The sequence below is a fragment of the Pseudoflavonifractor sp. 524-17 genome, assembly GCF_009935845.1.
Lineage (GTDB): Bacteria > Bacillota > Clostridia > Oscillospirales > Oscillospiraceae > Pseudoflavonifractor_A.
The window spans coordinates 22,279-35,044 of record NZ_QWEK01000038.1 but is presented as its reverse complement, the minus strand read 5'-3'; the positions used below and the strand labels follow the sequence as shown (position 1 = coordinate 35,044).

The following is a 12,766-nucleotide window of genomic DNA, read 5'->3' as shown; positions in this document are numbered from 1 at the left end:
AGGGGCGTCCCCGACGCTAGGAGGGGAGAATAAAACACTTTGCCCCAAACAGGATAAATCACATTGCCCTACGACATGGTGATATTCCCAGATTAGGTTTTTGGGGAAATGGCAACAGGCTTGAAAGCCTTGCTGTCAGGGGCTTTGAGCAATCCAGCTATCCCAAAAGCGCAAGCCCCAATTCCCCAAAAGTAGGCTGACTTCGTTTTTGGGGATTGCTTTTGGGGAACTGGCAGAGTGTTCCCCCAGGGGAGGACTGCAAGCATGAGAAAGAAGAACTTCAAGGGGCGGTGCGAGAAACGGGTGATTGGCAAGTGCTCTGAGGTGTGCAGGACGTATGATGCTGTCCAGTATGCCTATGCCGACCTGCTGCAAGCATCGGACGAAATCAAGGAGATCAAATGTAATGTCCTGCTGGATGGGCTGGAGGTTGGCGAGTACACATCTGACTTCGTATGCACCAAAGCCAACGGTGATCTGATGGTGCGGGAGTGTGTGTTCAGAAAGTTCCTGATGAAGCCTCTGACAGTGAAGCTGTTGGACGCTTCCAGGGACTACTGGCTCAGGCACGGGGTCACAGACTGGGGGGTGGTCATTGATGAAGAAGTATGATCTGCTTCGGTCTGGTGACAGTATCATCCGAGTGCTGGGAGTGCAGGGTGACAGGGCTCTGGTGATCGACTGCATCAAGAGGACGATGCCTGTCTGGGTGGATGTTGCGGAGCTGGAATCCTACTCCGAGTGTACCAGTGGTGAGCTGTCTGAGGCTACGGGAGTTGTTCTATCCGATGTTGATGCTCTCGATGTCGACCAAAGGAAAACCATGTATGAGCGGTACACGATGATAGCTCCTATCCTGTCCTTCGTGGCTGATAATTGGATGCGTTCTCGGTTGATCTGCTCTGTGTCCGAGGAGTACGGCGTATCAAAGCAGACGGTCAGAAGCTATCTCTGTCTGTATCTGTCCTACCTGGATGTGGCTGCTCTTGCTCCCAAGCATCGGGAGGATGATCGAGCGTTGACCCAGGACGAGAAGAACATCCGCTGGGCGTTAAATAAGTTCTTCTACACCACGAAGAAACAATCTCTCATGACAGCCTACACAATGATGCTCAAAGAGAAGTACTGTGATGCCCTGGGGGTACTGGCAGAAGAGTACCCGTCCTTCTATCAGTTCCGGTACTTCTATCGTAAGACCAGGAACCTCCAGAACTTCTACATCTCCCGTGATGGTTTGAAGAATTACCAGAGGAACAATCGTCCTTTGACTGGTGACGGGGTACAGGAATTTGCACCTGCTGTTGGTGTGGGGATGTTTGATGCTACGGTCTGCGACATCTATCTTGTCAATGACACTGGAAGTCTGGTGGGTAGACCTATCTTGACAGCCTGTGTCGATGCCTACAGTGGCCTATGTTGTGGATACTCGTTGTCATGGGAAGGCGGAGTGTATAGTCTCCGGGGACTGATGCTCAACATCGTGGCTGATAAGGTGGATTGGTGTAATCGGTTCGGTATCTCCATCCATCGTGAGGACTGGGACTGTGATATGCTTCCAGCTACATTCATCACCGATATGGGAAGTGAGTATACATCAGGGAACTTTGAGCAAATCGCAGAGCTGGGTGTCAAGGTGGTCAATCTTCCATCTTACAGGCCAGAGTTGAAGGGGCTGATAGAGAAATTCTTCGATCTGATGCAGGAGAGTTACAAGAAGCACTTGAAGGGTAAGGGAGTTATTGAGCCTGACTATCAGGAGCGAGGAGCGCACGACTACCGGAAAGATGCCTGTCTGACCATGACTGACTTTGAGAAGATCGTACTGCACTGTATCATCTACTACAACTCTCAACGGATAGTCGAGAGTTTCCCCTATACCGAGAACATGATCGCCGCTCAGGTGAAGCCCTACGCTTCCCAAATCTGGAATTGGGGAAAATCCCAAATTGGGGCCAATCTCATTGAAATTGGGAAAAGAGAGCTGATGCTGACATTGCTGCCGAGGACTACCGGGAGATTCAGCAGGTCAGGATTGAAGGTCAACAAGCTCCGGTATCACCGTGAGGGGTACACAGAGCAGTACCTATCCGGCGGTGATGTGACTGTGGCCTACAATCCAGAAGACGTGTCCTCCGTATGGGCGCTTGAAGATGGTATCTATACAGAGTTCATCGTTATAGAATCTCGTTATCAAGGCAAAGACCTTACGGCAGTACAGGAACTACAGACCAGCCAGAGGGACATTGCCAGAGGTGAAGTTAAGTATAACCTACAGGCTCAAATCAACCTTGCCCAGCATATAGAAGCCATCGTAGGTAGTGGCGCTGGCCGTAGTGATGTTCACATGAAAAATATCCGCAGCACCAGGAGGCAGGAACAGACTAAACGCCATCGGGACTACATGAAGGAGGGAACGAGCCGTGAGTGATTTTACAGACATTATCCATATCCTGCCACCGATGAAGTCCGGGAGCGAGTTGCTGTCTGCCTTAGAAGTGCTGCCAGAGTATGACGCAGCTATCTGTGATGCCGAAACTCCTGTCCGGCTCATGGCTCTATCTGACCTCTACCGGGTGTATGTCCCCTCTCAGATGTCTTTGGAAATTTACAGTAAGCTATACTTGGCGCTGATACGGTCGTTGCAGAAGAAGGGTACGAAGCTGGCAGTCCAGCAGCAGAATCAGAATTTCAAAGCCATCATGCAGCAGGAGTACAGTGGCATCATGGGTGGTTCCGACAGTTTCACCATCATTGGGGCCTCTGGCATAGGTAAGAGTTCGGCTATCAGCAGGGCAATTACCCTGATTACCGAGGGGCGAATCATTGAGGTGGAGAATCCCTACACCAAGATCATCCCCTGCATCTGTGTCCAGTGTCCCTTTGATTCTTCTGTGAAAGGCTTGCTACTGGAAGTGCTGCGGAAGGTTGACGAGGCTATCGACAGCAACTATTATCAGAACGCATTGAGAGCCAGGGCTACAACGGATATGTTAATTGGGAGCGTCAGTCAGGTGGCGTTGAACCACATCGGCCTGCTGGTGGTAGACGAGATTCAGAACGTGTGCAACAGCAAGCATGGCAAAAGCCTTGTGGGGATGCTCACTCAGCTTATCAACAATAGCGGTATTTCAACCTGTATGGTGGGTACGCCTGAGAGTGCTGTGTTCTTTGAACAGGCTATGCAGCTTGCCCGGAGATCATTGGGCCTGCGGTATGATGTGATGGGGTATGGGGAGGACTTCAAGACGTTCTGTGAAGTCCTATATTCCTACCAGTATGTGAAGTGGAGGACAGAGATCACAGATGCGGTTATGACGTGGCTCTATGAGCATACGTCGGGAAATATCTCGGTGGTGGTGTCCCTTATCCACGATGCTCAGGAGATCGCCATTCTCAACAGCAGAGAGGTCTTAAACCTGGAATCGCTGAATGAAGCCTACCAACAAAGATTATCTATGCTCCACGGGTTCATCCAGCCAGAACAGAAGAAACAGACTTCCAAGGCCAAGCGCAAGATGTCTACTGTGGGTATGAGCCTTCCTGATAGTGAAGAGTGTGGAGAGTTTACGATTGCTGGTCTGGTATCTCAGGCCAAAACCGAGGGCGTTGACATCGTGGAGCTGTTGAAGAATCATCTGCCTGTGGTGGAGGTAGCGGTATGATCTCCTACTTTCCTGCGGCGTATCCTGACGAATTGCTCTACAGCCAGTTAGCCAGGTACTACACCAAGTCTGGATACATGGCCTACACCTATGCCGCCGAGGAGCTGTATGTATCAAAGACGGTGCGGCCTGATATGAACTTCCTCAACGTGTTTACTCCTGATGCTCTGCGGATGATTAACAAGGATACGACAATGGAGGATGTGGTGATGAAGCACACCATGTTCTCCTACTACGGGAGGTTCCTGCCCTTGGAGCGCAGGCAACGGGCTTTCCAGGCTCTGGTATCCATGCAGGGGAACTATCATAACCTACTGCCAATTCCTACCCGGAAAGGTAATTCTGATAGGTGCTTGCGGTACTGTCCCATGTGTGCTGAACAGGACAGGCAGGAGTACGGAGAAACCTATTGGCATCGTACCCCCCAGATGATCGGGCTGGCTGCGTGTCCGGTGCATGGATGCTATCTCGTTGACAGCAGTATCGTTATCAGCGGGAAGATGCCGCCCATGCTGAGATCGGCGGAAGAAGTTATCCCTGCATCAGATGTGGTGGTAATGGCCTCTGAGCTCGAACGCCGTCTAGCTGTCTATATGACCGAGGTTGTTCAATCTGATGTTGATATGCAGTCGGATGTTGCCGTGGGGCAGTTCCTTTATTCCCGCATGGCGAACACAAAGTATCGGTCTGTCCGGGGAGAGCAGAGGAATATCAAGCTGTTGCACTCTGACTTCTTGGAGTTCTATCGGGAACTACCGGGCAACTGGTTTACCAAGCTATGGCAGATACAAAAGGTGCTGACCAATGATAGGATAAACTCCTGTGAAGTCTGTATGCTGGCTATGTTCCTGGGTGTCCCTGTCGCTGATCTGGTCAATATGAAGCTGCCGGAGAAGTCCCAGCAGCAACTATTCGATGAAGAGGTCTATCGGCTACACGATGAAGGCTTGAAGTACCCAGAGATTTCCAGGCAGCTAAATGCGTCCTATAATACCGTCAAGGCCATAGGTGAGCAGCGGTATGGGACGTACCATAAGTCACCGAAAGTTCCCTTGAAGAGCGGAGCCAAGCCCCAGGACTGGGAGAAGATCGACAATGATACTCTCCCTCTGGTGAAGGATGCGATCAGGCAACTACAGGGTGATGGAACCACCAGACCACGACGGGTTACGGTGTTCGCTGTCGAGCGGATGTTACATCTATCCAGTAAGAAAATCTCCCTGTATCTGCCACAATGCTTGGCTGAGATACGGCGGCACGAGGAATCACAGGAACAGTATTGGGCCAGGGAAGTGGTGTGGGCTGCTAACCAGCTTATATCTGCTGGCTCCCCGTTGGTATGGCGGAGGATACGGGAGCTGACCAATATGCGGCCAGCGAATTGTAGAGCATGTCTGCCTTATATTTCCATATTTACCAGTTCAGTGATAATAGATGAACTACGCTCCATTATAAAATACGGCGGCAAAAAAGGGTAGGGACCACATCCCTACCCCTTCATCGTACTGTCGCCTTACATTAAATTGCTGAGTTTGATAGAATAGAATCGCTTGCCTCCAATACCGTTGACCTGTTGGAAGATGTCCTTAATGGAAAGGCTTTTTTCTGAACTTTTTACGGTCTGACATCCTCGTTATATTACTGAAGTTTGATTTAGGCTGTTTGGATTGAGACACAGCAGGGGATAGAAGTCGCTCTTGGGCATCTGAAGGCCTATCAGGGACTTCTATGTCATGATCTTGTGCTGACTCAGTATCGGTCGGTATATCAAATAAATCCAACCCCTGATTTGATGCGTCCTCGGTAACATCACTTGTGTACCTATGACTATTCAAAAATTCCTCTAGCTTATCCTGATTCACAGTCCTAGGTAACTTTGTTCCCTTCTTCTGTTCCGATATAATTCCGGCATCTTCTAGCATCTGAAGGAATCTATTTGCCCTATCATACCCCATCTCAAATTTGTCTTTGAGCTGTTTATTAGAAATTTTCTCCTTCTTATCATCACGCATCCACATGACAATCTCGATGAAACGCTGCTTATCAAGGTCGGCTTCTATTTCAGTATCGCAAGTAATCAGGGAGCTTCCTAATTGAGTGTTTTCAAACAATGTTTCGCTTCCTAGTTGGACCTCATCATACTGCTTCCCAGCACTGATCTGACTAAAATCCATGGCATCGAGCATATCTATGATTTCTTCGGTGGGCATAAATGAACCTTGTAATCTTCTAAGGCCCTCATACTGGTCACATCTAAAGTACATCGCCCCTTTCCCAAATAAATTCACAGCATCAGATTCACCGATTATCACCTTTGAGGTGTGCCAGTTAGTACATCTAAAGGCAATGCCCGCAGCCAGATTAGTATTTTTAATTCCTGTACCGGCCTTGGTTGTGTCCTGGGCTGTTAATACCAGATGAATCTTAACCTTCCTGGCACGTGCCAGCAGGTCTTCGATAACAGCAGATGACTTCTTATTTCCTCTCCCATAAGATAATTGCTGGATGAATGCTGGAAATTCATCGATAATACAGACGATGGATGGCCAGCGTTTGCACTCTTCAATGAACTTTCTTTCATCAAATGAATCTTTCTTCTTTAGGCGGTTTTCCATTTCCCTTTGGAGCCACGATATATATTGGCGTCCCCGTTCAATCTCATGTACTCTTATAGTGGGCTGCAACATATGTGGAACTTTATCGAACATCTTAAGATCAGATGCACCAAAATCAAATAGCAGCAGCTTTACCTTATCAGGTGGCTGTTGATAGACAATGCTCATTATCAAGCTGAACAAGGCGCTTGATTTACCAGACTTCGTGGTGCCTCCTATCAGTAGATGGGGGAATTGTGCGACATCTGCAATAACCATCTCACCCATCATATCATAGCCAACGGCATATGGTATTTCCATCTGGCTTTCTTTGAAATCCTGACTTTCCAATATCTTAATCAGGCTATTCTCTTTCAGAGGCTGTTCAGAGACAATCAGCTTTATTGAATGGGGCGTTACATCAGGAGTGAGAATCTCCACTTCTAATAATCTCCTGACCTCCTCCGCAAATCGGCTAATCAATTTCCCGTCTGTTCCAGGCAGCAACTTAACTGAAAAGACATATCTGCCATCCCTGTATTCAGCCTCCGGCGCTATCGCTATGGAAACCTTATAGCTTTGATAGTATTTTATGATGTCTTTAGCGTATGCTGTGCCTTTCCGGTTAATACGTTTCTTCTCCGTTGCATCAGAAAAACCTGTATCAATGTTGATGGTTTCCAGTTGTGTTGGCGCATATGCAGCATGAAGTTTGAACAGAGCATCAACAGCCTCATCTGCTATTTTCTTCACCAACTCTCTTGGATTGTGTTTCCGATATTGCGCTCTATATGCAAACTCCGTTCCCTCAGATAGCCGTATAGAACGCTCGAAAACCTTCATAAAGTGTGAAAAGAAGTACGCCAGATAACTGATGTTAGTTATGTCTTTTGAAGTGACTTCTGTCCTTCCTCCATACTTTGTCCGCAAACGATCAATACTGTCATCAAGATCGTATAATAGAGGAATCTTACCTCCGTATTTGTGGCGTTCAGCTATCTTTTGTGTAGCTGATAGAGAAGAGTATGCAGTTGAATTATCCGCATCAAAGTATTTCTCTGCATCTCTCACAAGCTCATATGTCCAAGAGCCTAATTGCTGTCTGCGTGAGGAAATAAGATCGATATACTCATCATCAACCTCCAGCTCCGTAAGATTCATATTAAGGACGTTGCGGAATTGTGATTGAATCGCTGGACATAGAAAAATTGGAAGCACCTTGAACTTGGCTTTGATGTCAAGCCTCTTGGTTCTGTTAGGGATGTTTGCTGTCTCACGGAGCAAGGCTATATATAGTTTCTCATTTTCATATCCATCCACAATCACAGGAATGTCTCGATAATACAATAGGCTATCCAACGAGTTCTCTGATGTGCTTTTAGGGTAAATTGTTGCGTGAATATGGTCACATTCAGCGTAGTGAAATTCCTGGCATTTGTCGAATAATCCCGCATTCACATCGCATATCTGAACTACTTCATGTACCAGTCTATATGTATTTGAGTTGTGTCTGCAAGCTATTTGAAGGAAATAGGGAATGCCCCTATGCTGAGTTTTTAACAAGCTGCTGAACAGGGCAGTGATACAGTACCCAAAGAGATAGGTGGTGACGGCCCCATATTCTTTATGGAGAAAAATGTCATCCATATCTGAAAACACTTTAGCTGTTGCATTTGCATCATTGTCTATGAGCTGGTTGCGTCTGCACCGCTGGTCAAAGTGAAGACACCTGTTGTAAAATTGATATGTATCGCCCTGCCAGCCATAGCCAGACTGTTCAAGAAAAGACTGTATTTCCTGAACAGTGTCTCGCTCCTTTAACCGAAGCACCGACAACACGATTTTTACCTTTTCCATATCCCAGGTGTAACCGCTTGCTATTGTATCCTTGATATGCAGCATTAACTCATATAGGTGCTTATCATCATCGCTGTGGCACCCAAGGAATTTATTAAGCTCGTCACACACAATGTGGATGATGTCCGTTCTGAGGATACGGTATTCACTGTCGTCCAATGCAACCCCTCCGTTTTCTTTGAGTTATCTTGTTCTCTTATCTTTTTAGAATATACTTTAATCTAATTATATAATGTATATTGAGAAATGTAAAGTATAATTTGATAAGATAATAAGATAAGCATGTCAAAACGGCCCCTACATCTCGTGGCATCATCTGTCCCTATGAGTGGAGAGGGGGTAACTGTTTTCTCAATTTCTGACTAAAAACAAGTACGAGGGGCTGCCCCACACGCAGCCCCTCACACTCAGACTTCCAATCCTAATTTCCCTCCAATCTCTTCCGGTGTAAGTCCGGCTTCCTTTGCTGCCGCCATCACTGTTTGCATGTTGACGGGATGTAGGAGCTTTTGCATCTGAGCTTCCAGAAGTTCAACCTCTGTCTGCGTCTTTGCAATCTTCTCGTCAATCGCCGCGATCATCATTTTAGAAAGTAGGAATATAGGTTATCCAAGTGCTTGACCTCATGCCGCTTGCTGATGGTGACGGGCGACAGGTGAATCTGAGCAAAGGCTTCCATCACTTTATCCACATCCCGACAGTTCATCTCTTTCTGAGCAAGGTGGAGAGACTTTTTCTCCGGGATCAGGGCAAGGAGCCGCAACATTCTTCTCCGCATGATACTGTCCTTGACCTCGCTACGGACGATCTCGACAGCGGCATCCATCTTGTAGAAATCCCCGAAGGGAACCACCCGTGTGAACGTGCCCATGAAGGCATCGGTGCTGTTCTTCATCATCTCAACGATCTGGCCGGATGTATCGGTTGCATCTGCGTACTCCCGGATGGCCTTTGGCTTTGTCAGCCGTATCTCTGCTCGGAGGATTCCCTTGATCCGTTCACTCACTGATTGTAGCTGCTTCCGTCCTGCATCTGCATTCCGTAGTTGATCTATGGTGGCCTTCTCCAGATCATACAAAAGAAAATCCGTGTCGTTGCTGTTGCCGCTCAGACAGAAGCTGGCCTTTTCGTCAAAACAATCATAGCTGACAGGGGAAAAGCCTTTGACTCTGCCAACCCTCTTTATGCCTTTTAAGTAGTCCAATACCTTTTCATGACTGCCAACGTCTATGTCAACAGTAAAGGTCACACCGGACAAAGTGAAATTATTCAGCGTGTACTTGTGATCGAAGTATCCACCAATACGCTTATCCAGTTTATGGAGCAGCTTGTCAGTGTTAGACAGGTCATTCACGACCATGCCAGCATTAACGAGAACTCGAATTTTCTTTTTATAGCGGCTGTCTCGGTAGATGATGGTAAGTCCCTTTGTTGCCAGGGAAGTGTCGAGATACTCATCATCAAGCTCTTTCAAGTATACGCTCTTGCTGGTAAAGAGCCTTTGAAAGTGGTCTGTGTCCAGTATCATGGACAGCTCCAATGTCTGATTTAGAACCATAATGACCCGCCTTTTTTACGAAGATATTTTACGGATAAGTTGTGTGTGATTGCTATTTCTATCCTATATAAACGGCGGTATGCAGTGGTATGGAACGGTATACCACCGTCACTGTTTGCCAGTGGTGCGTCTTATAGCCTAATGCCCGAACTGATACAAATACGTCAACTGTGAAACACTCTCTTAACCAGGTCGGAAATAGGATGAGTGATGGGAACCGGCGTAATCAATCGCCTACGCCGGTGTCATAGACAAAGGCCTCTACTCTTTGCCATAATCAAATCCCTTGACTATCTCTGCCTGTTTCATCGGATATCTTGAAAACAAGTGAACTGTGCAATCATGCCGCAGGAGCCTGGCTCGCCCTGTGGCTTGATCCAGTTCACTGTCCATCATCCAGAGATGGACTTTTCGGAGATTCTCATTCTGGTAAGTATTGATCCACACTCGATACCCATTCCGATAGACGATTTGAGGTGTCATCTCTTCATCTTCGTCGAAGTCGTAGCCCAATGTAAAAGCAATCAGCTTGTAAAGAAAATCAGCATGATATGGTGTCCCAACCACAAGAATATCCTGACCTTCCAGAGCATTGCTCCCCTCAGTATTGCCAAAATGGAGATCCCCAGTTTTTTCTTTCTTGAAAGTTATAAGATGGCTCTTATCAAGACCAAAGTGTTGTACCAAACGGGAAACAATTCCTTTATTGTTGTCTATACTGGATCGGCTCATTGACTTATCTGGATACTGGAGCATCTTTCCCATATATTGAGCTTGCTTGCACTCATAAAAGGCAACGTCTCGATCCTCGCCAAAGAACTGGCGGCAAATATCCTCATCAACGGTGGCAGAAACGATAATGTGCTTCATGTTCTTTAGAGCCGAGGGCTTTAAGAAAGAAACGGTGTCCGCTTTCAAGTTCCGCTCATTCACCGCTCTGCGAATATAGAAATGTCTGGTAGCGCAGAATGATGCTATGTCCAGGGGGACTGATTTTTTATTATTACCAACACCTACATCTTCCTCGCTCTCATACTCAAAGGAGTCCAACTTAATGCAAGATTTCACTTCAGCCTGAGCCAACAACTCTTTGATCTTATTGCTAAGCCTTGAGTCCGTGGTGCTTCGTCTCAGTTTTTTCAAAGCGGAGACGGTGATCTCACCTTGATTCGTGATAATGCTCTTGAAGATAATATCTTCGTCAACAATGATGTTGTCAAACTCGTTCAGGCGGTCCTCGTCCATCGTAAGCATATAGCGATGCGTGGTGATGAGGCAGCCTTTCGACTTCCTGACCCGTTCCTTCTGCTCCATGTACTCTTTCAAGCAGGTAATGCCCTCAGTCTCAAGAATTTTCTTGATGTAGAGAGCCACCGGGCGATGCTGTCCTCGCTTATAAAACCACTGAATTCTTTCCCATACCTCTGATGGGATCTCATCCTTGATCTCTTCCAATGAGGGCGTCACACACACATTGCTTCCCATACCCTTCGCCTTTTTGTACAGCTCATTCTTCAGCAGATTCGTTGGGGCAGCAATCAGGAATCGTTCACCTGGATTCTCCTCCATGATCCGCAAGTAGCTGTGGGACTTTCCAATCCCAACTTGGGCTTTGATGATGTGGATACGATTATCGTTTTGCATATAAGCCTCGTGGATAACTTCATAAACATCACTTTGAGCTTCTTCCAGCGAGTAGTATTTCACATCGTAATTGGGGTCCGGTTCCATCAAATTACGGCTGGGGTGCGCTGTGGTCAGGATGGTTCTAGCGTGGTTGCACTTTTTACAATACGGACAGTATCTATCACACGTTGTCGGTGATTTTTGGGCTTCTTCAGTCCGTTTTACATCGATTACCCACTTCCACGCTTTATCGTACAACTCTGGGTATTTTGACATGATGTTGATGAACCGCGAGGAACCAGACTCAACGAAAATCAGGTTGCATAACAAATGGAAAGATTCATTATGTTGAAGACCTCTCTCTCCATCCTCGAACTCTCTGTACAAGAGGCAACATTGACGAATACTCTTGATGGTGGAAGATCTGTACTGTTTATGATTGTCGGAGTGGCTTTCTGACGAACCCACTCCGACAGAAGGGTTATTGGTGCCACGATCGCTAAAGTTAATAATGTAAAATGGGGGATTTTCGCCATCACCTGTTTTATTATACATAATAATAGTATTTGGCGAATTTCCCCCATTTTTGGTAAAGCCTGATGCACCAGTGCCTTCTGTCAGATGAGCTGGCTCGTCCGGCTCATCTGACTTAGATACATCTAAGAACCCCTTCTTAGTCAGTGAGATACCTGTCTTCTTCGAGAATCGTTGGAGCTTCTCTTTGTAATGTCTCTCTCCGTACTTCTTCTTGATACAGTGATGAAGATTACGGAAGATCGTGTCTATGTCGATCATGGGAATAGTTTCATCAAAGTAGATCAGTTCCTTGCCGCCAAAGTACATTTTGGACACGTCATTATAGCAAGATGAATCGGCTTCAGGGAATATCTCTCCTACAGCAAGCTGCGTTGCCCTGGCTACTCGTGGATCAGAAATGGAAACATCATTGAGGAACAGTAGTCGAAATCTGGGATGGTCAGGTGTGCTTCGTAGAGAATGATACGCAAACAGAGGGTGAAGATCGTAGTAATCGGATCGTTTTTTTATCTCGTCAAATGTGACAGCCTTTCCCTGTTTATCATTGTCGAAGTCCATCGCTATGAGTTGCTGTTGTACAAAGTTCTCCTGACACCGATGACTATTGGAGAACGTGGCTGTGCAGAATGTGTATCCTTGGGTGCTGACCTTCTTAATGAAATCTTCCAAATCAGCACGGTTGCTAATTTGAGTGGTACAACCGCCAATCCTTGCACTGATGCCTTTAATAGCAACAGCTTTGGGCTTTGTTGAGAAAGGATTCTGGTCGAGGCATAGCTTAATGGGATACATGATTATCAGCTCCTTAAATTCTAATTTTTTTACCTTTTCTGTAGGAGCTGATTGAAAAAAATAATTGTGAAAGGCAAGGGATAGATATTTGAACATCCCCTGCCCTCCACGATCTTCCAGAATCAAATCTGATATCCCAG

At 46.6% G+C, this 12,766-nt stretch carries 7 protein-coding genes; 4 read left to right on the top strand and 3 right to left on the bottom strand.

The genetic code is table 11. From position 1 onward, the window contains the following. Nucleotides 1–264 precede the first annotated feature (264 nt). The 4 genes from D1159_RS13535 to D1159_RS13520 are packed head-to-tail and all read left to right on the top strand — an operon-like array spanning nt 265 to nt 5,140. Complete coding sequence (locus D1159_RS13535; protein WP_161846198.1) at nt 265–612, top strand: hypothetical protein; 348 nt, start codon at nt 265–267, stop codon at nt 610–612. Further along, nucleotides 599–2,428, top strand: coding sequence for a Mu transposase C-terminal domain-containing protein (locus D1159_RS13530; protein ID WP_161846197.1), 1,830 nt, complete (start codon nt 599–601; stop codon nt 2,426–2,428). Before D1159_RS13535 ends, D1159_RS13530 begins: the two co-directional genes overlap by 14 nt. Continuing rightward, nucleotides 2,421–3,662 (top strand): ATP-binding protein, encoded by a 1,242-nt coding sequence (locus D1159_RS13525; protein WP_161846196.1) that lies wholly within the window; start codon nt 2,421–2,423, stop codon nt 3,660–3,662. Before D1159_RS13530 ends, D1159_RS13525 begins: the two co-directional genes overlap by 8 nt. After that, nucleotides 3,659–5,140, top strand: a complete 1,482-nt coding sequence (locus D1159_RS13520; protein WP_161846195.1) for a TniQ family protein — start codon at nt 3,659–3,661, stop codon at nt 5,138–5,140. The genes D1159_RS13525 and D1159_RS13520 overlap by 4 nt, the downstream gene beginning before the upstream one ends. Nucleotides 5,141–5,248: 108 nt before the next feature. Here D1159_RS13520 and D1159_RS13515 read toward each other — a convergent pair whose 3' ends face one another. The 3 genes from D1159_RS13515 to D1159_RS13505 form a co-directional block, all read right to left on the bottom strand. Further along, on the bottom strand, nt 5,249–8,272 hold the full coding sequence (locus tag D1159_RS13515; protein WP_161846194.1) for an FtsK/SpoIIIE domain-containing protein: 3,024 nt from the start codon (nt 8,270–8,272) through the stop codon (nt 5,249–5,251). A 421-nt stretch (nt 8,273–8,693) separates the two neighbouring features. Further along, a complete protein-coding gene (locus tag D1159_RS13510) occupies nt 8,694–9,641 on the bottom strand; it encodes a hypothetical protein (RefSeq protein ID WP_161846193.1) in 948 nt (315 codons plus the stop codon). A gap of 291 nt (nt 9,642–9,932) precedes the next feature. Further along, complete coding sequence (locus D1159_RS13505; protein ID WP_161846192.1) at nt 9,933–12,626, bottom strand: hypothetical protein; 2,694 nt, start codon at nt 12,624–12,626, stop codon at nt 9,933–9,935. Nucleotides 12,627–12,766 lie beyond the last annotated feature (140 nt).